The sequence below is a fragment of the Desulfoferrobacter suflitae genome (genome assembly GCF_022603395.1).
Lineage (GTDB): Bacteria > Desulfobacterota > Syntrophobacteria > Syntrophobacterales > Syntrophobacteraceae > Desulfoferrobacter > Desulfoferrobacter suflitae.
Genome location: NZ_JAIBKA010000002.1, coordinates 373,667 through 398,168 on the forward strand (window position 1 = coordinate 373,667; position 24,502 = coordinate 398,168).

Here is a 24,502-nt window from a genome sequence, read left to right on the forward strand (position 1 = left end):
AAAATATCGTGTTATGCGCACTGGCGTGCCCGACTCACCGCTGCTGATTTGCCCCTGGGCGGCAACTTGATGGTGAAGGTAGCCCCACGTCCCTTTTGCGACTCACAGGTTATGGTCCCCCCATGTTCTTCCACAATTTTTCTTGTGATCATTAATCCCAACCCGGTGCCTTTGGTTCCCTTGCTGCTGACAAACATCCGAAATATCTTTTCTCTGGTGGCCTCATCCATACCGCAGCCAGAGTCCTCCACCCGGTAGATCACTGCGCCGTCGTCTTGCTGCAAGGACTTCACCACAACCTTTTTTACCTGCTTGCTGCATTCAACGTCCACACAAGCATCAATAGCGTTCGTCACTAAATTCGTCAAGCAACAGTGAACTCCTTCCAGATCAAACTCGATCTCCGGCAAATCAGGATCAATGTCCATTTCCAACTCCACCCCACACTTTTCGGCGCGTGGCCGCATCAACTCGCACACCTCTCTAACGGGCCGGTTCGGATCCCATAGCCTGTAATCCGGAATTCTTTCCTTGGCATAATTTAACATGTCCAGGGCAAGGTTTGCGATCTTATCCACATTACCTTTGATCATTTCCCAGCCCTGGCTGAGGTACTGCTTATCATCCCGCTCGATACCCTTTTCCAGCACAAACATGCCCCCTTTGAGCCCACCCGTTATGTTCTTGATGGCATGAGCGAGAACGGCAACTGTCTGCCCAATGGCTGCAAGTCTCTCAGATTCCACGAGTTGCCGCGTTTTTTCAGTGACCAGCCGCTCCAGATTTTCCGTATATTCCCTGAGCTTGTCCCGCATCCAGATTCTCTCGCGAGCTCTTCTCAAGGCGATTTCCAATGCTTCATCGTTTATCGGCTTGGTCACAAAATCGGCCGCGTCGAACTGCAAACTGCGTATGGCAAGTCCCATGTCCCCATGCCCCGTGATCATAATCACTTCCGTGTCGGGGCTCTCCTGCTTGATCTTGCGCAGCAGTTCGACTCCGTCCATGCCCGGCATCTTAATATCCGTCAGCACCAGCGGGGGCCGCCTTGTTCTGAATATGCCTAAGGCCTCCTCTCCATTGCTGGCAGTGAGAACATCATAACCACTGTCAGCCAGGGATATGCTCAGCACCTTGCGAATGCCCTCTTCATCATCAACCAGCAGGATGGTATCCTTCATCAAACCTCGCTCGCTACGGGAAGCTGTATTATGAACTCAGAACCCTCATCTTCCGTGGTCTTGACTCGAATGGTGCCGTCGTAATCCTGAACAATGCCGTAACTGATTGATAGGCCAAGCCCTGTACCTTTGCCCACTTTCTTGGTGGTAAAAAAGGGTTCGAAAATCTTATCCAACACCGAATCGGGGATACCCGGTCCGCTATCTTTCACCGATACGGTCACCTTGCCGCTTTCGTAAAATGTTCGCAAAATTATTCTCTTGACAACATCCTTGCTGAAAGATTTATCAACTTTTTCTTCAATGGCGTCTCGTGCATTGATCAGCAGGTTGATGAAAACCTGTTCGAGTCTGTTGGAATTTGCCAAAACCGCCGGCAGATTCTCATCAAACTGTGTCACTATCTCGATTTCTCTCAATTTCAGCTGCTGGCTGAAAATCTCCATCGCCTTTTTGAGTGGTTCATTGATCTGCACGGCCTCCTTTTTCACTTCGGATTTGCGGCCGAACTCGCGCAAGTGATTGATGATATTAGAAGCGCGATCCACATGGCTGTCGATCTCCTCGGCCATGGTCTTGAGTATCTCTTCTTTAATCTTTTGACCTCTGACGACTTTCTTGATGAGAAAACTACTCGCCGTCTTGATGACCGAAAGAGGTTGGTTCAATTCGTGCGCGATGCCCGTGGCCATCTCTCCCAGTGTCGCCATTTTGCTCGCCTGGATCAGCTGCTGTTCGGCAAGCAGTCGCTTGGTGATGTCACTGGTGGTGACCAACAGCGCTTCCCGCCCCATGTATTCAGATGGTGAAATGCGCACATTGGCATAAATGAGCCTGCCGTCCTTGGTCAACTGCCGCACTTGGCTGAGGGCATCGGAATTTCTGATGTCCAAAGCATAATTCTGATGTTCCGATTCTTCGAAGAGCATGAGGAACGAGTTTTTCACCAATTCCTGTTTGTCGAAGCCGTAAACGCTTTTTACGACGTCGTTGCAATCGAGAATGATCAAATTCCTTCTGTCCAAAACAAATATCGGATTGGGAATGTTATTGAATATATCCCGGTATTTTTGTTCGGACTTTCGAATCTCCTCTTCAAGCCGCTTCATTCCTGTAATATCGAGGCTGACCTCCATGACCGCGGTGATCTCGCCGGAAACGTCCCTGATGGGTGAGCTCCATGCAATCCAGTGCGATACCTTACCGTCCTTGGTAATTCCCGATTCCTCGCTGGAATGTGCCTGTCCGTCGGCAAAGGTCATCATCACCGGGCAAACTTCACATGGCTCCGACCGGTTCTTGTACACCTCATAACAATAATCCCCCGGATTCGCTTCGAAATGGCGGGTGAATTCGCGATTGTACCGGAGTATCCTAAGATTCCTGTCCTGCACGGTAATGAAGCACGGAACCTGTTCAAACAGTTCTTGATATTCATATCGCTGCTTATTCAATTCTTCCTGCTTCTCACTTATCTTCTTGCCCATCTGGCTGATCGCGATGGCCAGTTGACCGATTTCACCTTCCCAACCCGTTTCCATCTGATGATCATATTCACCCTGCCCGATCAGCCGCGTACAGGTGATCAATTTGTTGATAGGTCGGTTCACAAACATCCACAAAAAAGTGCCGATTATCGCAGAAGCTGCCAGAAAACTGATGACAGCCAAAACCAGGATCCAGCGCTCATAAGATTGGATCTCTTCATCCGTGGCCGCCAGAGATACCACAACATCGAGAGCGCCCAAAACTTTTTTGTCGCCGGGATGAACATGGCAGACATCCGTAGTGCAGCTGGGTTCATTATAAATGGGGCTGATGAGCCCCAACAAGCGGTATCCCGCCTCTGGAGCGGCAAAAATTCGAGTTCTCTGGCTGATATCCACCTTTTCCCTGGGGGGATCGGTACGATGGCAAATATAACACGCGTCTGCTTTGATGTTGGTGGTTTGATCCACCTCAGTGGGAACATTCGAGAACTTTATCTGTCCTTCTTTATTAAAAATGCGGATATTTTCAATTCCCTTCTGCCTGCCGATATTCTTGATTATTTCATTGATATCCTCGCGCGAATTCAACATCATGGCATAATGGGTCCCCAGTCTGATGGTGTTTCCCAGGCGCTCGACCTCCAGCACGATGTTGTTGAGACTATTCTGTTTTTGGTACTTTATGTTGAAATACGACCAAGTAGAAATACTGATGAACAGCACCAGCCCAACCAGCAGGATGAGACGGAGGATCAGGCTGTGGTAGATCATCATTATGATTTTATGCGGCATGGCATAGACCTGCTCGCTTGAACCAGGGCTTGAGTCACAGGGAATGTTCTCGGGGGCAATCCCACGCGATTTTGAACCATGCGGTTTTGCAACCGCCCACCCTGTGGATCCCGCATGGAGTGAAGCTGCGTCGGCAGCGTACTATAAAAACTAGTAACAATGTGCACTTACACGAAAAATGTAGCTTAAAACAACATATCGGTCAAGGCGCATGACGCATTCGCCGTGCGCAGCCATGCTTTCAGCTCCCTGAGACTTCTCCCGTTTCCTGTTTGAGCGGAAGCTTGAGAGCAAACCGTGTCCCTTTGCCCACCTCACTCTGAACACTGATTGCACCTTTGTGACGATCAATGATTCCGTATACCGTCGACAGCCCCAATCCGAGCCCCTTACCCTCTTTCTTGGTGGTAAAAAACGGATCAAAAATGTAGTTCAGGTCTTCTTTTGCAATGCCGACGCCATTGTCGGTTATGGCAACCTCCACCACCTTTTTATCGGGGTTGAATGAACTTTCAATGAGGATGTCGCCGCCCCTGGGCATGGCATCAATGGCATTGAAGATGAGATTGATGACACATTGCTGCAGTTGACTGAAGTCTCCAAGAACCATCGGCATATCTGTCTGCAGACGAGTTGTGATGCGGATATTCTGCAGGATGAGCTTATGTTCACTGAGGAGAATGCATTTTTTTAGCAACTCGTTGATGTCCACGGCGCTGAATTCCAGCCTGGACTTGCGGGAAAAGGCCAGCAGGTTGGAAACAATTTTCGAGCATCGGCTGATTTCACTCTCCATGAGGCCGAGGTAGGACTGAAACTTCTCTGTGCTTTCAGAGCTCAATGCGCCCCTGCTGAGGATTTTGATCATGAGGCGTGTGTAATTGAGAATACCCGAGAGGGGGTTGTTGATTTCATGCACCACACTGGCCGCCAGTTTTCCCAAAGAAATCATTTTATCCTGATGCAGCAGCCTGGCCTGATCCGCAAATTGCTGGGCCATCTTTCGGATATCCCTGAGGTCCCGGAAGAACCCAACCACCCCAATTTCCTCCTCCTCCTGGAATAGAACCGTTGCGGAAAGCTGCACGGGAATCTTATTGCCCGCTTTGGAAATCAATGTGCTTTCATACAAATAGAGCCTGTTTCTGCCGCCATATTCCTCCGCATACAGTTTCTTGTAGAATTTCTCGACTTCCCCCAAAGAAAAGAATTGATACAACGACATCCTGTCGACCACCTTATCTTTGCTGTAGCCGAGCATCTGTTCCATGCTTTTGTTGAAGATGAGGACCCTGCCCTCGCTGTCACACGCGATGATCCCGTCAATGGAGCTTTCGATCAAATTTCTCTGAAAGTGAAAGGTCTTGGCCAGTTCTTCAGCCGTCTCCATCCACCTTTCTTCAATGAGTGCAGTGTAATCCTTCAGGTCCTTACGCGTAGTGTAGCGCTCTTCGGCCCGTTTTAATGCCACCCAGAGGGCGTCATCATTAATTGGTTTGGTGATAAAGTCGGAGGCGTCGAGCTGCAGAGCTTTAATGGCCAATTCGATTTCACTGAATGCAGTGATCACAATGACCTCGACGTCGGTGTCCAATTCTTTTATTCTCTTGAGAACCTCGATTCCGTCAATGCCCGGCATGCGAATATCGGTGATGACAATCTTGGGCCGCTCTTTACCGCACAACGCCACCCCGCTTTCCCCGTCGGCAGCCGTCAAGACCTCATAACCCGCATCCTGCAAGGCAATGGACATCACTTTTCGAATCCCGGGATCGTCATCGATGAGCAATAGCTTCCAGTCTTTGCGCACCATCTTCTGGGCTCCAAACAAAAAAACCCGTGGAAAGGTTTCCCACGGGCCGATATTTGATAATGACGGTAGCAGTTGCGTTAGTCTTTGATGTTATGGTGCAGCTTGCAGCCTCGAACCGTGTTCTTCATGAGCATGGTGATGGTCATCGGTCCCACGCCGCCCGGAACAGGAGTGATGGCGCTGGCGACTTCCACCGCTTCGTCAAAAGCCACATCACCCTTTAAGATTCTCTTGCCGTCAGCGGTTTTGCCCACTTCGTTTACACCGACATCGATGACCACAGCACCGGGCTTAATCATATCACCCTTGACATATTCCGTCACGCCGGCCGCCGCAATAACGATGTCCGCACGCTTGGTGTGAAACTTGACATCTTTTGTCCGGGTGTGACATACGGTAACCGTCGCGTTGGCCCCTGGGCCCTTCTGCATGAGCATCACAGCAATCGGCTTGCCGACAATGTTCGAACGACCCACCACCGCTACTTCAGCTCCCGACACCTCGGTGCCCGAACGAATCAGCAGCTCTTGAATGCCGGCAGGGGTACAGGGCAGATAATCGGGTTCACCGATCATCAGTTTGCCTACGTTCACCGGATGGAATGCATCGACATCCTTGCTCGGATCGATTGCCAGCAGAATTTTATTTTCATTCACACCCTTAGGGAGAGGCAACTGGACAAGAATTCCATCAATTTGTGGATCTTTATTGTACTTATCAATCAACGCCAGCAGTTTGTCTTCACTCAGGTCGGCGGGCTGATTGTCCTGAACGGAATGGAAACCCAGTTCATGGGCTGTTTTTTGCTTGGCTCTGACATAGCTTTGAGAAGCTGGATTTTCTCCCACCAGGATAGTCACCAAACCCGGCACCACTCCGTGTTTTTCCTTCAAACTCTCGACTTCTTTCTTCAGCTCGGCTCGAATTTCCTTAGCTACCTCGGCACCTTTGAGCAATTTAGCCGGCATAGTTATTCCTCCTTAAAAATGACGGGCAGGGCATGGTCTGCCCCGCCCATGACAGAGTCCTCGTGGTTAACTATAGGATATCATCGGGCTGCGCGTTAGAACAATCCCATCACCTTACCCGTTTTGGTATCCACATCGATGCGGCGGAACGCAGGATCCGAAGAAGTTCCAGGCATCAGGCTGATGGCGCCGGCACACGGACAAAGGAACTTGGCACCGGAGTAGATCAAAACGTCGCGAATCGGCAGAGTCCATCCCTTGGGAACGCCCTTCACCGCCGGATCATGAGTGAGGCTCAAATGGGTTTTCACCATCATAGTGGCAAAATCGTCATACTTGGAATCCGCTTCCAGCATTTTGGCTTTGGCTTCCGCTTCCGGAGTCCAGGAAACACCATCGGCACCGTAAACCTCTTTGGCGATCATGGCGACACGATCCCGCAGTTTCATCTCCATGGGATAGAGGAACTTGAATTCGCTCTTTTCGTTACACGCATCGATGACGGCGTCGGCGAATTCCAACGCACCTTCTCCGCCCTTGGCCCAGTGCTCGGACAATGCACAACGGGCACCGGCAGCTTCGGCATGCTTGCGCACTAGAGCGATCTCGTCTTTGGTATCGGTATGGAAGGCATTGATGCAAACGACCGGATTCATGCCGGATTTGCGAATGGTGTTGATGTGGTGCACCATATTGGGAATGCCTTTTTCCAGCAGTTGCAGGTTTTCCTTGGTGTATTCTTCCGGTAAAGGAAGACCGGCAACAACCTTGGGACCGCCACCATGCATTTTGAGGGCCCGAATGGTTGTCGTCAGAACGGACACGTGAGGCTTCAACCCGCTGAAACGGCATTTCACGTTCCAGAATTTTTCGAACCCGATGTCGGCTGCGAAACCGCTTTCGGTGACATGATAATCAAACAGCTTGAGGCCAACCCGGTCGGCAATGATGGAAGACTGGCCTACCGCAATATTGGCGAACGGTCCGGCGTGAACCATACAAGGCTGGTATTCGGCAGTGCACATCAGAGTGGGGTTGATGGTGTTGCGCATGAAAGCGGTCATGGCGCCGCCGACTTCCAAATCTTTGGTAGTCACAGGCTTGCCGGTCTTGTCAAAGGCCACCGTGATGTTATCCAGTCTTTCCCTGAGGTCCGGCAGGTCCCTGACAATGGAAAGAATGGCCATCAATTCGGAACTTACCGCAATACCGAATCTCGATTGCATGGTGAAACCGTCAAACCGTCCCCCCAGCCCGATGACGATATTGCGCAGGGCCTGGGCGCAAAAATCAATGATCCAGCCCATTTCAATACGGGTTGGGTCGACGTCCAAGCGGCGCATCTTGGTCAATCGCTGCAACTGCTCATCAGTGTAGTTTCTTTCGTGTTGCATGCGGGCGGTGAGGGCAACCATGGCCAGGTTGTGAGCATTCATGATATCGTTGATGTCGCCCGTAAGACCCATGGAAAATTCGGTCATGGGAATCAGCAATGAATTGCCGCCGCCCGCGGCGGTGCCCTTGATGTTCATGGTGGGGCCACCGGAGGGTTGGCGCAAGCAACCACCAACGTTCACTCCACGTTTCCCCAAACCTTCCATGAGACCGCAGGAGGTAGTGCTTTTCCCTTCTCCAAGCGGAGTGGGGGTAATTGCGGTAACTTCGATGTATTTTCCATCGGGTTTGTCTTTGAGACGATTCATGATGTTAATGAAGTCAAGTCGGCATAATCTACCCGCAGGGATGACCTCGTCATCTTTCAGGCCCAACTTTTCCTGCCAATCCTTGGGGGTGGGCATGTTCTTTTCCGCTTCGTCGGAAATCTGCCAGTCTTTCATTTCTACCGCATTATAGGGCATGTTTATACTCCTCCTTTTCGATTTGGGGCATTATCCAGATGAACATTTGCATCGTAGCATTTTACTCCAGCCAACAATCTCGGTGCAATGCGCTGTTTTCACCTCCCTTTTCTTTTTATACAGTGGCCCATAGATATGGATACGATTCGCAGCTAACTTCTGTTACAAGTAAGACGATGAGAAAATGGAGAAATCAGGCCGGTTTTAAGTTTAAGAGGTCGGGCTGTCACCAACGTTTCTTCTGCCTCGCCCAAAAATTCATACAAGATATTTTTTTCACAATACAGCGCAACCCTACTTGAGCCGGATTTCTTTGTCAAGGGGAAAACGCCACACTCACTGCAGCATCGAATGCCCGCGTCAGCCTTGCTATCACTCTTGCCGAACCTCTTCTGCAGCTCCATCCAGATGGCCGGGTACTTTTCAAAACTCTGTTCAAAACCTGTTCATTTCTGTCAGCGGTATGTGCAGCTTTTGTTGAAAAATATCGACGCAGACCGAGGGCTGCCACATCTGTTCACCCAATGAGCACTGATTGTTCACTAGTTTTTTCTGCAATATTAGCTGGATAATAAAGTTTTTGACATTTGAACAGAGTATAAATATGATGGTTGATCTTGAAAATATATAAGAGAAACAATCAAGTAGACCAGCACCCCAATGATTTGAAATCCGTTGCCTGGAGTCAACAAATAGAGCTAACCGATCAAGAAAGAATCATGATGAAAATTTCAGTTCAGACACCTTCACTGGTGAGTGCCCTGCAAAAAGTTCAAAACATTACTGAGAAGAAGAGCAATATGCCAATCCTGGCCAACTTGCTGTTGAAGGCAACCGATCAACAGGTGGTTGAAATTTCGGCCACAGATCTTGAGCTGAGCTTTTGGACTCAATTTACGGCACAGATACAAGAACCGGGATCCATCAGCGTAGCAGCACGTAAATTACTGGAAATTACTAGAGAGCTCCCGCAAGAACAGATCCTGTTGGAACTTTTGCCCAATCAGCGACTTATGGTTCTGGCAGGACGTTCCAGGTTTGAACTGGCAACGATTCCCTGGGAAGATTATCCTCACATGAATTTTTACCAGGAAATTGAATACCTGAAGTGTGATGCCAAGGTGCTAAAAAGTGCTTTAGACAAGACTTCCTATGGAATTCCGGCAGAAGAGGATCCCTTCAGTGTTGCAGGACTTTTGTGGCATCCGACCGAATCCGAACGGTTGCGCTTCGTGTCGTCCGATGGGCATCGCTTGAGTTACGTGGAAATTCCGGGTGAGCAATTCAACAAATTGCAGTTGGGGAAGGGTGTCATCATTCCGCGCAAGGGAGTCCACGAAATCCTGCGTATTTTAGAAAAGGAAAAGGAAGCTTCTTTGGGGATTTTCGAAAACTGTTTGATGTTGAAGACTGAAGACAGCCTTCTCAGTATTCAGCTGTTAGAAGCCGAATTTCCTGAATATCAGATGATAATACCCGAGGAAAGGCCCTTTGCTTTCCAGGTGAATTGGGAAAACCTTCATTCTGCTCTAAAACGAATGGCGGTGTTGACCGACCAAAAGTGGCGCCACGTAAGGTTTATCATCCGTGAAGGAAGCTTGGAACTGGAAGCGGGAAGCCAGGACATTGGGGTAGCCAATGACCTTTTGGATATTGATTATCAAGGAGGTGATTTCACGGTGGCTTTTAATATTCGCTATGTTTTGGATACTGTTCAGGCGATGGAAAGCAGCCAGGTGCGATTTGAATGGGTTGACCAATTCCATGGCGGTGTTTTTTTGGCACCGGATGATCCTGCCTACTTTAGCCTGATTATGCCAATGGTGGTATAGACTCCTGCTGGCTTAATTCCCTCAACTCAACTTGCCGTGATTGGATTTCAACGAACACGGCAAGCGCAACGCCCTTCCCCATTCGAGCCTGAAAAGTAAATTGAAACAATAGAATAAAAAAGCTATACTAAACTGTTTTTAGTGCCGTGGAGCACTCTTTGGTGGAAGAACGTTCCAAAGCCCTGAGCGGTTCTCTTAATAGCAAGATTTTACTATATTTTTATCATTTGTTCAGAAATGGGCGATCAACTTACCTGTCTTGCAGGTTGCGCATACCAGGGAAACGGCGTTGGTGGTGCCCAATCCATCAATCCTAATGTCCGGATGAGGTCCTTATGACAGAAATGAACAGGAGTGAAACGAGTTCACACGGCAGCTATACAGCGGAGCAGATCACTGTATTGGAAGGTCTCACCGCAGTTAGAAAGCGGCCTTCAATGTACATCGGCAATGTCTCGACCGAAGGGCTGCACCACCTCGTTTACGAAGTGGTGGATAACAGCATTGACGAGGCCCTGGCCGGTTACTGTGACAACATTCGAGTACAGCTTCATCTGGATGGAAGCATCACGGTAGAAGACAACGGTCGTGGGATTCCGGTCGACTTGCATGAAAAGGAGAACCTGCCGGCGGTCGAGGTGGTCATGACCAAATTGCACGCCGGAGGAAAGTTCGATGCCAATAGCTACAAGGTGTCGGGTGGTCTTCACGGAGTGGGCGTTTCGGTGGTCAATGCATTGAGCGAGTATCTGGAGGTCGAGATACGCCGGGACGGCAAGGTTTACCATCAGCGTTATGAACGGGGCATTACCGTCACTCCCGTAAGCGTCACAGGAGAGACGAAGCGACGCGGTACCAAAATCACTTTCAAGCCCGACCCGCTCATTTTTGCCGAAACCCAGATCAGCTTCGATATCATTGCACAGCGGATGCGTGAACTCGCGTTTCTGAATCGTGGTGTGTGCATCGATCTTTCTGATGAAGCCATCGCCAGAGAAAGGAGTTACTGTTACGAAGGCGGGCTGCGATCCTTCGTCGAGTATCTCAACAAGAACAAGGAGCCTCTCCATCCAGAAATCATTGAAATCAGTGGAGAAAGACAGTCTGTCACCATCGAAATGGCCATGCAGTACAACAGGACCTACAATGAAAAAATTTTCACCTTTGCCAATAACATCAACACGCGGGAAGGTGGAGCCCATCTGGTGGGATTCAAAACCGGCCTCACCCGAGCCATCAAACAGTACGCCACTCAGAGCAAAATGCCCAAGGCGGATGTCGATAAGCTGACCGGGGATGACGTACGCGAAGGCCTAACCGCCATCGTGAGCGTCAAGTTGCCGCAGCCTCAATTTGAGGGGCAAACCAAAACGAAGCTGGGCAACAGTGAAGTGAAAGGCCTCGTCGAAAACCTGATCTACGAGAAACTCTCCATCTTTTTTGAAGAGAATCCCAAAGAGATCAAGATCATACTGGAAAAGATCCTGGATGCCGCCCGTGCCCGTGAGGCCGCCCGCAGAGCCCGTGAACTGACCCGCCGTAAAGGTATTTTGAGCGATCATTCTCTGCCGGGAAAATTGGCGGACTGTCAGGAGCGCGATCCTGCCAGGAGTGAAATATTCATTGTGGAGGGAGATTCGGCCGGCGGTTCTGCCAAACAGGGCCGGGACCGGAAGTTTCAAGCCATCCTGCCGCTGCGCGGAAAGATTCTCAACGTTGAAAAAGCGCGCTTTGACAAGATGCTTGAGAACCAGGAAATAAGGACGATGATTTCAGCCCTTGGCACAGGCATCGGCAAAGATGAATATGATCCGGATAAACTGCGTTACCACAAGACGGTCATCATGACGGACGCGGACGTCGACGGTGCCCACATACGCACGCTTCTGCTCACTTTCTTCTTTCGCATGATGCCCGAGTTGATCGAGCGTGGCAATCTCTTCATTGCCCAGCCGCCCCTGTATCGCGTGGCCATCGGCAAACAAGAATACTACATGAAAGACGACGAGGAACTGAACGCCTTTCTGCTCCAAAGGGCTACCAACAGGAAAGAAGTCTTTCTTCCCAGCCAAGGTGAACCGCTGCCGGCCGAACGTCTCATTGAATTGATGAAGACCTTTGCACGCTACGATGAATGGCTGGAACGCCAGAGCAAAAAGGGGATTCATAAAGGCTTACTGGAGAAGGTCATTGAAACCTTCAGCGAGCAACGCCTGTCCCCCACCGAGCACGAAAGCATGGCGGTCCTCAAAAGCGAGCTCGAGCAGGCAGGGTATGATGTGTCTTCGATTGAAATCGAGGAGGAACAACGTGGCTACGACTTGGAGATCTGGCAGCCGACCAACGGGCAGGAGCGCTTTCGGCTTAGCTACGAGTTTCTGCAGTCGGTGGAATTCAAGAAGCTTCTCGAACTCTACGAACAGCTTGAAATGCTCCATGAAGTCCCCTATGTGGTCAAGGATTCTCAGGGGGAGGAGAAATTTGATGATCCGCGCCGGCTGTTTCAATTCCTCATGGATGAGGCCAGAAAAGGGACCAGCATTCAGCGCTACAAAGGTCTGGGAGAAATGAATCCCGAACAGCTGTGGGAGACTACCATGAACCCCGATAAGCGGACTCTGCTTCAAGTACGGGTAGAAGACCTCTATATGGCAGATGAGCTTTTCACTACTTTGATGGGGGATAAAGTGGAGCCCAGGCGTGACTTCATCCAGTATAATGCGCTGGATTTCAGGGAACTGGATATATAGTGATTTAAAGCAGCCCGCACAGGGAAGGATTGCATGGAACTCAAAACGATCAATATCGAAGACGAAATCAAGCTCTCATATCTTGACTACGCCATGAGTGTTATCATCGGGCGCGCCATTCCCGATGTAAGGGATGGATTGAAGCCCGTTCATCGGCGCATCCTGTATGCCATGCACGAGCTCAAAAACGATTTCAACAAACCCTACAAAAAGTCGGCGCGCATTGTTGGTGATGTCATTGGTAAGTACCATCCCCATGGAGATTCGGCCGTCTACGACGCGCTGGTGAGAATGGCGCAAGATTTCTCGATGCGCTACCCGGTGGTTGACGGTCAGGGGAATTTTGGTTCGGTGGACGGCGACCCGCCTGCAGCCATGCGTTATACCGAGGTTCGCATGGCCCGGTTGGGGCATGAGTTCATGCGGGACATCGAAAAGGAGACGGTACTTTTTCAACCCAACTATGACAACACTCTCCTTGAACCGACGGTATTGCCGGGCCGTGTCCCGAACCTGCTGCTGAACGGTTCGGCCGGTATTGCGGTGGGAATGGCCACCAATATTCCGCCGCACAATCTTAAAGAGCTCTGCAATGGCCTGCTGGCCCTTCTCGATGACAAGGACATCAACATCAGTGAGCTGATGAAGCATATTCCCGGACCCGACTTCCCCACCGCCGGATTCATTTACGGGCTGGAAGGAATCAGACAGGCTTACGAGCAAGGCAGGGGCGTGATCAAAATGCGTGCCCGCGTCGAGGTGGAGGAGTTCGGTAAGAGACAGCACCTCATTGTGACCGAATTACCCTACCAGGTGAATAAAGCAAAACTTCTGGAAAGAATAGCTGAACTGGTCAAACTGAAGAAAATCGACGGCATCACCGACATCCGCGACGAATCCGACCGCAAGGGCATGCGCATCGTGATCACTCTGCGTCAGGGGGAAGAGCCCAAGGTGATAGAAAATCATCTTTTCAAGCACACCGTTCTGGAAAGCAGCTTCGGTGTCATCATGCTGGCCGTCGTAGACAACAAGCCCCTGGTTTTAAACCTTAAGGAAGTGCTGCAGCACTTCCTCGACTTCAGACGTGAAGTTGTCGTCAGGCGGACACAATATGAGCTCAGGCAGGCCGAAAAACGGGCCCACATCCTGGAAGGTTTGAAGCGCGCCCTCGAGCACCTGGACGAGGTCATCCAGATGATTCGTGCCGCCGTCAATCCGCAAGAAGCGAAAGCCGGACTGATCCAGCGCTTTGAGTTCAGCGACGTGCAGGCGCAGGCGATTTTGGACATGCGCCTGCAGCGGTTGACCGGTCTGGAACGGGAAAAAATCCTTGAAGAATATCAACAAATCATTAAGGAGATCGAAAGACTGAGACAGATTTTGGCCTCACCGGCTCTGGTTGATCAAGTGATCCGCGAGGAAATAAACGAACTTCGGGAACAATACGGCGACAAGCGCAAGACGGAAATCATAGCCGAAACAGGGGAAATATGCATCGAGGACCTCATTGCTGAAGAAGAAATGGTGGTCACCATTTCACGCGCCGGATACGTGAAGCGGACGCCGCTTTCCATCTATCGCAGTCAGAGGCGGGGGGGACGCGGACGAAGCGGGATGAGCACGCGGGAGGAGGATGTAGTGGCCATTGTGTTCACCGCCTCCACGCATGATTACCTGCTGGTTTTCACCAATCGGGGGCAGGTCTACTGGCTCAAAGTGTATGAGATTCCAGAAGTGGGGCCGGCCGCCATTGGAAAAGCCATTGTCAATTTACTTCCCCTGCAGCCGGGAGAGAAAATCCAGACCATACTGCCCGTCAAGGAATTCAAAGAAGACCATTATGCCGTCATGGCCACTAGGAACGGTATCATCAAGAAGACCGATCTGACCCAGTACGCTAACCCGCGCAGTAATGGCATCAAGGCTGTCGTGCTTGACGATGACGACGAGCTCATTTGTGCTCGCATCACCGACGGCAACCAGCATCTTTTTCTGATGTCCAAAGCCGGCAAGTCCATCCGCATGGATGAAAAGGATTTTCGCCCCCTGGGACGGGTGACTCGAGGTGTTCGAGGAATGAATCTGGATGGCAGTGAATTGGTCGGCATGGACGTCATAGACGAAGGCAAGTCGATCCTGGTGGTTACTGAAAAGGGCTTTGGCAAGCGCACTCCCAATGAAGCCTATCGTAGCCAGGGACGTGCCGGCAAAGGAGTGATGAATATTCGGGTGACCGAACGCAATGGCAAAGTGGTCGGCTTTCGCCAGGTGGGGGAAGAAGATGAAATCCTCATAATTACTGATCGCGGGCGGTTGATCCGTTCACCGGTGGCCCAAATAAGCAAAATCGGACGAGTGACCCAGGGTGTCAAGCTGATCGGTCTGGACGAAGGCGAAAAGGTATCGGATCTTGCTGTGCTGCTCGAGCCCGAAGAAAATGGGGAGGACGAGGAAGCGTGATGAATGTTAGTGACTCCATCGGGGTTGTCGGAGCGGGGAGCTGGGGTACGACACTGGCGCAGGTTTTGGCCGAAAAAGGGTACCAGGTAGACCTGTGGGTGTATGAACAGGATCTGTGCGAGATCATTGCAGGGAAACGGGAAAATGCGTTTTATCTGCCCGGCTTCCCGCTGCACGAAAATATTCTGCCGCACAATGACCTGCAGCAGGTTGTGGCCGATCATGCCTTGCTGGTGATGGTGGTTCCGTCGCATGTGTACCGCAATGTAGCCAGTCAAATGCTTCCTTTTCTCAGCCAAAACACGATCATCGTGAGCGCCACCAAAGGCATCGAAAATGAGACCCTGCTCACCATGTCAGGCATCTGGCAGGAGCTTCTGCCGGCGAGCGGTTTCGCCCGGATCGCCAGTCTGGGAGGCCCGACGTTTGCGCGCGAAGTGATTCAGAAGATGCCCACGGCGATCACCGTGGCCGCCGATGATCTGGATCTTGCCAAAACCCTGCAGAGGGTTTTTTCCACTGCTTTTTTCAGAGTCTACACCAGCTTGGACAAAACCGGGCTGGAACTCGCCGGCGCGCTCAAGAATGTGATTGCCCTGGCGGCGGGTGCCAGCGACGGTTTGGGATTCGGCTTCAACACGCGTGCCGCGCTGATCACACGCGGGCTTGCCGAGATCTCCCGACTGGGGGTAAAGATGGGCGCCCATCCATTGACCTTTTCAGGACTTTCGGGGATCGGGGATCTGGTTTTGACCTGTACGGGTGACCTCAGCCGCAACCGCACCGTGGGAATGCAACTGGGTCAGGGGCGAACCCTCGAGGAAATCCTGGGTGAAATGAGGATGGTTGCCGAAGGCGTGAAGACCGCCAGATCCGTTCACTTTCTGGCGCAGAAGAAAGAGGTGGATATGCCCATCTCGGAGCAGGTTTACCAGGTATTGTTCGAAAATAAGAACCCTCTGCTTGCTGTGCGGGAATTGATGGATCGCGATCTAAAACATGAACTGGAAGTCTCCTGGGAAATGATGCGGGATGCCTGCCAGTGACCCGATGACCAAGGTTTCAGCCATGCAACCCGATTCGTTTAGAGACATCTATCTGCGTGTCAAGGAAAAGAAGGAAAGTTACGAGCGCTACAACTTTGAACGGCTCCAGGAGGAAGCTTTTGCCACTTTTTTTGATCTAGCCCAGGAGTACACCAGCCTGGAATATTTGTACCAGGTGTGTGTCGCCGTTCCCAAGGTCTTCTTCGATTTGGAGAGCCGCTTGTACGTTTTGAACATGAAATCCGGTCGTCCGGAAAAAGTCTGCACAACCGATTCGGGACTGATTCCATTAAAAAATCGCGTCGATGCGTCGCTTGAGCTCAGCGAGGAGCCTTATCAAACGGAATCCGCGTGGGTTTACCCGATTCGGGGTAACGAGGCCCTTACCCGATGGATTCCATTTCACAGCCGGGGGAGCATTCTGGGGGTCTTTGAAATATATCCCAAAGAGAAAGTCGACGCTCAGGAACACTTCTTCTTCGAGAAATTCACCAACCGCATCGGCTACAATTTACACCAAAAATTGCTCATCGAGCAGAACATCAATCATATCAAGTTCATCAATCAGTTGGTGGCCGACATCGAGCACAACGTCATCTCACCCAACATGTATTACAAGTTGTTTCTCATACGCTTGAACAGAATAATCCAGGAATACTCTCAGATTCAGCAGCAGTTGGGGGATTTGGTGCTTTTCCTGGGACGCGACCATCCGTCCCTCAAAGAGATCGGCAAGCTCCACCGTCATCTGGTCAAGAATACCGCAAAACTGCGCGAAGAAACCAATGCTTTATCCAGGCATTATGAGCACACCAGCCTGTTTCTGGAAACGCTCATGCGGCGCGACCATTTCGAAAAGGGGACGTATGTTCTGAGGAAGCAGCCATGCAATTTTAGGACGGAAATTATTCAGCCTCTGCTGGACCGCTACATTCCCATGTTTGAGAAGAAGGGAATAGTGGTGGATAATATGTTTGAAGATGTTCCCGATGAGGAGATCACCCTGTTTGTCGACAAAGGCCTCATATCCCAGGTTTTCGACAACTTGTTTTCCAATGCCTTGAAATACACACACCGGGTTGAAGATCAACTGGGCCATAGAATCAAGCTGGTTTCCTATAATCGGGAAATTCTGGCGAATTTTTTTGGTGAGAATACCAGCGGTGTGCGCTTCAATTTTTTCACCACGGGCAAACCTCTTACGGAGCAGCAGGCGGCCAAGGTTTTTGAGGAGGGGTACAGAACCTCCGGCGCTCGGCAGGAGCGGGGAGGTGGGCACGGTCTGCATTTTGTTCGCAATGTTGTGGAAATCCATGGTGGAATTGTGGGCTGTGAGCCCCAGCGCTACGGCAACGTTTTCTACTTTGTGCTGCCCCTGAAGGATGCGGCCCAGGTCAAAACCGAGCTTGATGGGTCAAAATAACAAAGCCGGTTTGCACGGCCGGCTCTGTTATCCATGCGGTGTGTTGTCTCGATCAGGAACAGGAACAGCCGCAACCGCAGGCGCTTGCTGCGGTCGGTTGATCGTTTACTTCGGTCACTTCAACATCAAACGTGATGGATTTTCCCGCCAGGGGATGGTTGAGATCGAGAACCACGCTGTCCCCCTGCAAAGCTTTGACTGTGGCAGGGAACTGCCCTTGCTCGGGGGTTTGAAGGACCAGTACCTGACCCACTTCGGGACTGAAATCATCGGGAAAATCAGAGCGCTGAAAGCTTTGCTCCAGGTCGTCATTGCGCTCGCCGTAAGCTTGTGAAGGTTCCAACGTGAAGCTCTTCTTCTCGTTGGGCTGCATTCCTTCCAAAGCCTTTTCAAAGCCGGGTATCACCTGGCCGCAGCCCAATTGCACTTCCAACGGTTCGCACCCCGAACTGGAATCGAAAACCTCTCCGTTTTCATATTTTCCGGTATAGTGGACTTTAACAAACTTTCCCTTTTCCGCTTTGTTCATTGTTTTCTCCTTAAAGGTAGTGAATTGTGAAACCAACGTTACCTCCGTATGATACTCATCATTGCTGGAATTCTCTTGGGAGTTCTCGATGGAAATTTCCCGGTGAAAAACGCTAACGTTGCTTTCAGTTGTTTTAACTTAGGCGGTGAGCGGAACAAAGTCAAGGCTGCTCCATGATATCAAAGGGTTAATTCATTTGCCCGCTGCATTTTGGGCACTCTATTGTGTGGAGCTGTAGTCAGCGATGTCGCTCCGCTCACCTCATCTGTGCCGGGTCCGGCGGCCGATCCGGTCAGGCGCTCCCCAGCAGCTCAAAGTTCTCCCAGAAGGAGGGGAACGACTTTCCGACAGCTTCCGCGCCCTGGATGGCAACCCCTTCTACCACAAGCCCCAGCACTGCAAATGCCATGGCAATTCGATGGTCGTCATGGGATTCAACCGGTGTTTGTGGAGGTCTGGCTTTGCCTCCTTCAATCACCAACCCATCGGGCAGTTCCCGAACCGGCACGGCAAATTTTTCCAATTCCATGGCCACCACGTGCAGACGGTCCGATTCTTTTACCCGCAGATGAGCCACATTGCGAATGTGGCTGCGTCCCTCGGCGCAGGCCGCCACCACCGCTATGGTTGGCACCATGTCGGGGATGTCGTTCATGTCCAGATCAATGGCCTGCAATGACTCGCCTCCCCTGACTCGGACGCCCCGTTCCTCCCACTCTATCGTGCAACCCATTCGCTCCAGCACTTCCAGTAATCGGCAGTCGCCTTGAGAGCTACCGGGGGAAACCGGGTAAGTGTAGACTTCACCCCGGGTGAGGGCGGCGGCCGCCCAGAAGTAGGAAGCCGAAGAACAGTCCGCTTCGACCTGATAATCCAGAGGGGGATAGTTTTGCGGTGCGGGCACGGCAATTTGTTGAGCACTTAACCACTGGTATTTCATCCCGAGCTTTTCCATCATGGTCAAGGTCAGTTGCACGTAGGGAAAAGACGCCACGGGCTGCCGCCAGCCGATGCGCATTTCACTCTGAGCGCAGGGCGATGCAATCAGCAAGGCCGACAGAAACTGGCTGCTCTGGCTGGCATCGATCACCACTTCACCGCCGCGCAGTCCGCGGCTTTGGATTTCTACCGGAGGAAAGCCCGGCACCCCCAAACAGCGGTATTGGATTCCCAGGGTTCCCAAAGCCTTGAGAATCGGATCGATGGGACGTTCACGCAGGCGCGCACTGCCGTCCAGCAGAAATCTACCTGAACCCGTTGCCGTCAGTCCCAGCAACAGACGCATGCTGGTTCCACTGTTACCCAGTAGGATGGGTTTTGCGGGCTCACGCCAGCGGTGTTGCGGAGGAATTACGCAAAGCGTTTCCTGCTCATCGTCCCAATTGATTTCTGCGCCCAACTGGCGTAATGCCCCGGCCGTCAGCAGTGTGTCTTCCGCTTTGAGGGGGTTTCTTATCACGCTTTTGCCGTCAGCCAGGGCCGCCATCAGCAATGCCCGGTGAGTTACCGATTTTGATCCCGGCAGCCCAATTGCACAATTCACCTTTGACACGGTGCCTATTTTTTTCACGCTTTCACTCATGAGAAAGAGCCTCTTGCAAAGCGTTCTTCATTAGTCCTACAGCCTCTTGCGGTATGGCTCGCTCGAACCACCACTGCAATTGGGCAACTCCCTGATGCAACAGCATGTCGAGCCCGGTTATGGTCGTACATCCAACTTTTTGAGCGGCTCGCAGGAAAGGCGTGTATAATGGCCGATAGACCGTATCCATGACCACCATGGGCGGTCTGAAAAAGGAATCGGCCACCAGCTGTACTGAATCCGATCCGGCCAGTCCAATCGAGGTGCATTGCACAACAATATCAAAAGGAAGCTGTTCTGCGACGGCGGTCAGTTCGTCCAGCGGATAAAATTGACAGTCGAATTGTTCAGCCAGTGTTCGTCCCCGCTCTATTCCTCGATTGAAAATAATGACCTCAGCCTGTTCCCGTTTCAGTCCGAAGGTTACCGCTCTGGCCACTCCCCCTGCTCCAATGACGGCGACACGCTTTGCGTTCAAAGACGTTGCCGCCCGCAGCGCCCGATTGGCACCCAGCCAGTCGGTGTTTCGGCCGATCCAGCGGTTTATCTGCCATTTCAAGGTATTAACGGCACCAATGGTTTTGGCGGTTTCATCCACTTCCTGGCTCAGACGATACGCCGTTTCTTTGTGGGGCAGAGTCACACTCAAGCCGCGCAGGCCGATGCGCGCCAAAACATCCAGCGCCTCCTCCAGATCATCCGCTTGAAATGCCAGGTAAACCGCTGCCAGCCCCATAGCGCTCATGACCGCATTCATCATGACGGGACTCAGGCTGTGTTCTACCGGATCTCCAATAACGGCGTACAGGTCCTTTTGCACAGGTCGGATCATGCCAGCAGCTCCAATGCGCGGCGCAATTCTTCGATGGTCGGTTGTCCTGGAGCAGCACTGATCTGTCCCGGCAACCGGGCGTAGGTCCATGGACTCCCAAGCAGAAGGCAGGCAAGGCGACTCCAGCGGCCCAGGGGACCCATGCAAAAGGCAATGACATCGATGGATAAATGCTTTTTGCCGAAGCCGATCATATCGAGAACCCTGATATTGTCTTGCGGCACTTGTGCCAAAGTGACCAGTTTGATGGCCCGGGCTCCTTGTGCAGCCATATTTTCAGCCAGGCGGCCCAGAGTCGCTTGATCGGGTGTCCCGCCAAAATCGTGATGAGATATGAGGAGTCCGGCATTGCTTTTTTGAAAGTATGCGAGATGATCGTGCGGTACATCATCTTCCAGGTCGATCCAGTCCGCCCCGTGGTCGGCCGCCTTCCACAGCAGACGCATGCGATCTTCATCCGAGCCCGCAAATAGTCCACCCTCGCGCTCGGGTCGATTGGTGACTACTACCGGGTGCCTGTCGGAAGAGCTCAACAGAGACAGCAGCTGCACGGTTTGGCGGTGTCCGCGCTGATGGATGAAGGAATCCAGCCTCCATTCCAAAAGATCCACGCCGGGATGCTTAAAGTATTGCAGGAGCTCCTGTTCGGAGGCATTCAACAGACAACCGCAGATGTTCAGTCTTTCCATGTTCTAATGACCTGGCGTTGGAGGGGTTTGTCTTATTCTTTCTTTTTCCAGACGAATGGGATGGGTGGGATCGTTCTTCACATATGAGCCAAGGATTTTCAGGAATGTTACGCTGCCCCTCAGTTCCTGGAGCGCGTCTCGAACGCTGTCGTCTTCATGATGGCCCTCGATATCCGCGTAGAACAAATACTGCCAGGGAAAAAGACGATTGGGCCGGGATTCGATGCGGGTCATGTTGATGCCCGAGCGCGCGAAAGCCTCGAGGGCGGAATGGAGAGAACCCGGCTCATCGGACACCGCAAAAAGAACGGAGGTCTTGTCATTGCCGGTTTTTGGGTTGAGGCGATTGGACAGGGCAAAAAAACGGGTTGTATTGGCGGCATGATCTTCAATTCTTTCCTCCAGGACGCGCAGGCCGTAGTGGTGGGCGGCGTAAAGATTGCTGATGGCTCCGCCGGCTCGATCTCTGGCGGCCAGCTGGGCCGCCTGAGCGGTCGAAGTGCATTCCGTCCACACCACATCAGGCAGATTTTCCAACACCCAGCGCCGGCATTGTTCCATTGCCTGAGGGTGCGCAAAGAGGTGTTTGATGCTTTGAGGGGATTCCAGGTGACTGCAAAGGCAATGGGCAACTTCCACGTAGCATTCCGACAGAACGCGGACATCTCTCTCATACAGGAGGTCCATGGTTCTTCCTACGCCGCCCTGCAGGGAATTTTCTACGGGAACCACGGCTACATGGACCTTGCCCTTGAGCAGCGCATCGAAAACATCTTCCAGCGTGGGACAGGAAATGTATTGTGCCGAATGGCCGAACAGGGAAAGGGCGGCCAGATGGGAATAGGTCCATTCGGGCCCAAGGTAGGAGACCTGCAGCACATATTGCAGAAGTCTGGAGGCGGCAAAAATTTCTTTGTATATGGCGCGCAGTGAAGCTTCGGAAATAGGTCCCGGATTGGCAGCCAGAAGCCTTTGCAAAATGAGCTCCTCCCGGCCGGGAACAAACAGTTCCAAACCATTGGAAGCCTTCAGTCGCCCTACTCCCTGCGCCAGTTCCATGCGCCTGTTGAAAAGTCGAAGAAGCTCCAGGTCCACTTCATCGATGGCGTCTCTCAATGTTTTCAAATCTTCATGCATACTCATCTCGTTCCCAGGAGCAAATCCCATGGCTCCTCTGCCCCCCCTGTGAAAGGAGTCAGGTAAGGGAGCAATAACACCCTCATCCAAAGACGAGGGTGCTTGCGCACGGAAACTCCCTCATTCCAGGCCGGCACTGCGGAAGGAAGGATCTCCCATTGATGTGCACAGCCAACCGCAACCGCTCGTCTGAGCCGGCTGAAAAGAAAAAAGCCGCGGGCTGACGCCGCGGCTTTCGTTTGGCAAATTAACCAGGGAAATCACAGAGGCGTCAACCCGGTGAGTACACCCAGATAATAATAACAAAAATACCGGCAAAACATCCTGCAACGCGGTGCCACCTTCGATCTCCTGAAGCCATCGAGCGATCAATCTGATTGTGTTCCCATGGCGAGCGGAACTTGACACTGCAATGAGGCTTTCAGCCCTCACTGCAGTGATCTCATTGTACTGCAAGCATAAGAGGTCCTGGTAAAAAATGTCAAGACAATAGTACCACTGCTCGCCTTCCCAGGATGCGGCGACGGGCCGATCCTTGAACCAGGATGACGAACAGCGCCAGGGTTGTTATTTTAGAAGGGCGGGCCGTTGAGGGTCATGAGCCGAGGCGCACGCATTAATCAGCTCTGAAAGGGGGCAGCAGTATGGCAGCCGTAAAAGATTTTATCAAAGTATCCGACTCCATTTGGGAAATTCCAGCCACATACAAAGACGGCATGCAAGTACCCGCCAGGATTTATGCGACAGAGAAGCTCTTGCGGGAAATGGACGATGGAGTCATTGATCAGGTTACCAATGTTGCAACCCTGCCGGGTATTTTAAATTACGCCTATTGCATGCCGGACGGACATTGGGGGTATGGCTTCCCCATAGGCGGCGTTGCAGCGATGGATACCAGATCAGGAGTGATTTCACCCGGCGGCATCGGCTTTGACATCAATTGCGGTATGCGCCTGGTGCGAACCAATTTGACTCTGGAGGAAGTGCAGCCCCACCTGAGGCTTCTGGTTGACCGGTTGTTCGAGAGAGTGCCCGCCGGGGTGGGCAGCAGCGGCTTTGTGAAGCTCTCTCAGGGTGAGTTTCGTCGCGTTGTCGAACTCGGTGCGCGCTGGTGTATTGACAATGGCTATGGCTGGCCGGAAGACCTGGAGCGAACGGAAGAATACGGCTGTATTGATGGTGCGGATTCGTCCAAGATCAGCACAAAATCGGTAGAACGCGGATACAATCAGATTGGTACACTGGGTTCCGGAAATCATTATCTTGAAATCCAGGTGGTCAAACCCGAAAACGTTTATGATGCCGAACTGGCCGGTGCTTTCGGCATCACCAAGCCCAATCAAGTGGTTGTCATGTTTCACTGCGGCAGTCGTGGCTTTGGCCACCAGGTGGCGACCGAATACCTGCAGCTTTTCTTGAAGGTCATGGAGAAAAAATACGGAATCACGATCCTCGACCGCGAATTGGCTTGTGCACCCTTCAATTCTCAGGAAGGGCAGGATTACTTTGCGGCCATGAAATGCGCCATCAACATGTCGTTTGCCAACCGGCAAGTGATCTTGCACCGCATTCGTGAGGTGTTCTCCGATGTTTTTCACAAGGGCCCTGAGGAACTGGGCTTGCATCAGATTTACGACGTGGCGCACAACACGGCCAAATTGGAAACACACATGGTCCAGGGTAAAGAGCGCGAAGTACTGGTACACCGCAAAGGAGCGACCCGAGCCTTTGGCCCGGGCAACCCGGAACTTCCGCAAATTTACCGAAAAACCGGGCAGCCGGTCATCCTTGGCGGCAGTATGGAAACAGGGTCGTACTTGCTGGTGGGAGTGGCGAGTGGAGCCCAGACGTTCTTCAGCACTGCTCATGGCAGTGGGCGGAGCATGAGTCGGCGACAGGCCAAAAAGAAGTTCCAGGGCAAAAAGCTGGTGCATGACATGGAGCAGCGCGGCATCTATGTACGCGGCGTTTCTTACGCAGGGCTGGCGGAAGAGGCGGGAGCAGCCTACAAGAATATCGATGACGTTGTCGCCGCCACGGAACAGGCGGGGATCAGCAAAGCGGTGGTGCGGTTTATTCCCATTGGCAATGTGAAAGGGTAGTCGTCCGGGAGACG

At 51.9% G+C, this 24,502-nt stretch carries 16 protein-coding genes; 6 read left to right on the plus strand and 10 right to left on the minus strand.

Annotated features, from left to right (window positions below):
• Positions 1-11: 11 nt before the first annotated feature.
• The 5 genes from K1V27_RS04515 to K1V27_RS04535 all read right to left on the minus strand — a co-directional run bounded on the left by K1V27_RS04515 (position 12) and on the right by K1V27_RS04535 (position 8,103).
• Positions 12-1,181, minus strand: coding sequence for a sensor histidine kinase (locus K1V27_RS04515; protein WP_258928345.1), 1,170 nt, complete (start codon positions 1,179-1,181; stop codon positions 12-14).
• The gene (locus tag K1V27_RS04520) at positions 1,181-3,463 is read right to left on the minus strand and encodes a PAS domain S-box protein (RefSeq protein WP_258928346.1); all 2,283 of its coding nucleotides are present in this window, start codon (positions 3,461-3,463) and stop codon (positions 1,181-1,183) included. Before K1V27_RS04520 ends, K1V27_RS04515 begins: the two co-directional genes overlap by 1 nt.
• 241 nt (positions 3,464-3,704) lie before the next feature.
• On the minus strand, positions 3,705-5,276 hold the full coding sequence (locus tag K1V27_RS04525) for an ATP-binding response regulator (protein ID WP_258928347.1): 1,572 nt from the start codon (positions 5,274-5,276) through the stop codon (positions 3,705-3,707).
• Positions 5,277-5,353: 77 nt separating this feature from the next.
• Positions 5,354-6,244 carry a bifunctional 5,10-methylenetetrahydrofolate dehydrogenase/5,10-methenyltetrahydrofolate cyclohydrolase gene (locus K1V27_RS04530; protein WP_258928349.1) on the minus strand — a complete coding sequence of 297 codons (891 nt, stop codon included), beginning with the start codon at positions 6,242-6,244 and terminating at the stop codon, positions 5,354-5,356.
• A 95-nt stretch (positions 6,245-6,339) separates the two neighbouring features.
• On the minus strand, positions 6,340-8,103 hold the full coding sequence (locus tag K1V27_RS04535) for a formate--tetrahydrofolate ligase (protein ID WP_258928360.1): 1,764 nt from the start codon (positions 8,101-8,103) through the stop codon (positions 6,340-6,342).
• A 617-nt stretch (positions 8,104-8,720) separates the two neighbouring features.
• Here K1V27_RS04535 and dnaN point away from each other — a divergent pair.
• The 5 genes from dnaN to K1V27_RS04560 all read left to right on the plus strand — a co-directional run bounded on the left by dnaN (position 8,721) and on the right by K1V27_RS04560 (position 17,617).
• On the plus strand, positions 8,721-9,935 hold the full coding sequence (gene dnaN / locus K1V27_RS04540) for a DNA polymerase III subunit beta (protein WP_258928361.1): 1,215 nt from the start codon (positions 8,721-8,723) through the stop codon (positions 9,933-9,935).
• A 335-nt stretch (positions 9,936-10,270) separates the two neighbouring features.
• Entirely contained in the window at positions 10,271-12,685 is a 2,415-nt protein-coding gene (gene gyrB / locus K1V27_RS04545; RefSeq protein ID WP_258928362.1) for a DNA topoisomerase (ATP-hydrolyzing) subunit B, read from the plus strand.
• 33 nt (positions 12,686-12,718) lie between these two features.
• Positions 12,719-15,148, plus strand: a complete 2,430-nt coding sequence (gene gyrA, locus K1V27_RS04550) for a DNA gyrase subunit A (RefSeq protein ID WP_258928363.1) — start codon at positions 12,719-12,721, stop codon at positions 15,146-15,148.
• Entirely contained in the window at positions 15,148-16,194 is a 1,047-nt protein-coding gene (locus tag K1V27_RS04555; protein WP_258928364.1) for an NAD(P)H-dependent glycerol-3-phosphate dehydrogenase, read from the plus strand. Before gyrA ends, K1V27_RS04555 begins: the two co-directional genes overlap by 1 nt.
• Complete coding sequence (locus tag K1V27_RS04560) at positions 16,181-17,617, plus strand: sensor histidine kinase (protein WP_258928365.1); 1,437 nt, start codon at positions 16,181-16,183, stop codon at positions 17,615-17,617. Before K1V27_RS04555 ends, K1V27_RS04560 begins: the two co-directional genes overlap by 14 nt.
• A 52-nt stretch (positions 17,618-17,669) precedes the next feature.
• Here the strand turns inward: K1V27_RS04560 and K1V27_RS04565 are convergent, their stop codons facing one another.
• The 5 genes from K1V27_RS04565 to pheA form a co-directional block, all read right to left on the minus strand.
• Complete coding sequence (locus tag K1V27_RS04565) at positions 17,670-18,146, minus strand: FKBP-type peptidyl-prolyl cis-trans isomerase (protein ID WP_258928366.1); 477 nt, start codon at positions 18,144-18,146, stop codon at positions 17,670-17,672.
• A gap of 292 nt (positions 18,147-18,438) precedes the next feature.
• Positions 18,439-19,728, minus strand: coding sequence for a 3-phosphoshikimate 1-carboxyvinyltransferase (gene aroA, locus K1V27_RS04570; protein WP_258928367.1), 1,290 nt, complete (start codon positions 19,726-19,728; stop codon positions 18,439-18,441).
• Entirely contained in the window at positions 19,721-20,560 is an 840-nt protein-coding gene (aroE, locus tag K1V27_RS04575; RefSeq protein WP_258928368.1) for a shikimate dehydrogenase, read from the minus strand. The genes aroA and aroE overlap by 8 nt, the downstream gene beginning before the upstream one ends.
• Entirely contained in the window at positions 20,557-21,249 is a 693-nt protein-coding gene (locus K1V27_RS04580; RefSeq protein ID WP_258928369.1) for a type I 3-dehydroquinate dehydratase, read from the minus strand. Before K1V27_RS04580 ends, aroE begins: the two co-directional genes overlap by 4 nt.
• Positions 21,250-21,252: 3 nt before the next feature.
• On the minus strand, positions 21,253-22,386 hold the full coding sequence (pheA, locus tag K1V27_RS04585; protein ID WP_258928370.1) for a prephenate dehydratase: 1,134 nt from the start codon (positions 22,384-22,386) through the stop codon (positions 21,253-21,255).
• A gap of 644 nt (positions 22,387-23,030) precedes the next feature.
• Between pheA and K1V27_RS04590 the strand changes: the two genes are divergently transcribed.
• Positions 23,031-24,488 (plus strand): RtcB family protein, encoded by a 1,458-nt coding sequence (locus tag K1V27_RS04590; RefSeq protein WP_258928371.1) that lies wholly within the window; start codon positions 23,031-23,033, stop codon positions 24,486-24,488.
• The last annotated feature ends 14 nt before the right edge of the window (positions 24,489-24,502 follow it).

What these genes read in the sequence shown, in the direction of transcription:
- K1V27_RS04525 (WP_258928347.1), bottom strand. Translation starts at nt 5,276, where the DNA reads ATGGTGCGCAAAGACTGGAAGCTATTGCTCATCGATGACGATCCCGGG.
- pheA (WP_258928370.1), bottom strand. Translation starts at nt 22,386, where the DNA reads ATGCATGAAGATTTGAAAACATTGAGAGACGCCATCGATGAAGTGGAC.
- K1V27_RS04535 (WP_258928360.1), bottom strand. Translation starts at nt 8,103, where the DNA reads ATGCCCTATAATGCGGTAGAAATGAAAGACTGGCAGATTTCCGACGAA.
- K1V27_RS04590 (WP_258928371.1), top strand. Translation starts at nt 23,031, where the DNA reads ATGGCAGCCGTAAAAGATTTTATCAAAGTATCCGACTCCATTTGGGAA.
- K1V27_RS04565 (WP_258928366.1), bottom strand. Translation starts at nt 18,146, where the DNA reads ATGAACAAAGCGGAAAAGGGAAAGTTTGTTAAAGTCCACTATACCGGA.
- aroA (WP_258928367.1), bottom strand. Translation starts at nt 19,728, where the DNA reads ATGAGTGAAAGCGTGAAAAAAATAGGCACCGTGTCAAAGGTGAATTGT.
- gyrA (WP_258928363.1), top strand. Translation starts at nt 12,719, where the DNA reads ATGGAACTCAAAACGATCAATATCGAAGACGAAATCAAGCTCTCATAT.
- gyrB (WP_258928362.1), top strand. Translation starts at nt 10,271, where the DNA reads ATGACAGAAATGAACAGGAGTGAAACGAGTTCACACGGCAGCTATACA.
- K1V27_RS04580 (WP_258928369.1), bottom strand. Translation starts at nt 21,249, where the DNA reads ATGGAAAGACTGAACATCTGCGGTTGTCTGTTGAATGCCTCCGAACAG.
- K1V27_RS04515 (WP_258928345.1), bottom strand. Translation starts at nt 1,181, where the DNA reads ATGAAGGATACCATCCTGCTGGTTGATGATGAAGAGGGCATTCGCAAG.
- K1V27_RS04560 (WP_258928365.1), top strand. Translation starts at nt 16,181, where the DNA reads ATGCCTGCCAGTGACCCGATGACCAAGGTTTCAGCCATGCAACCCGAT.
- K1V27_RS04520 (WP_258928346.1), bottom strand. Translation starts at nt 3,463, where the DNA reads ATGCCGCATAAAATCATAATGATGATCTACCACAGCCTGATCCTCCGT.
- K1V27_RS04555 (WP_258928364.1), top strand. Translation starts at nt 15,148, where the DNA reads ATGAATGTTAGTGACTCCATCGGGGTTGTCGGAGCGGGGAGCTGGGGT.
- K1V27_RS04530 (WP_258928349.1), bottom strand. Translation starts at nt 6,244, where the DNA reads ATGCCGGCTAAATTGCTCAAAGGTGCCGAGGTAGCTAAGGAAATTCGA.
- aroE (WP_258928368.1), bottom strand. Translation starts at nt 20,560, where the DNA reads ATGATCCGACCTGTGCAAAAGGACCTGTACGCCGTTATTGGAGATCCG.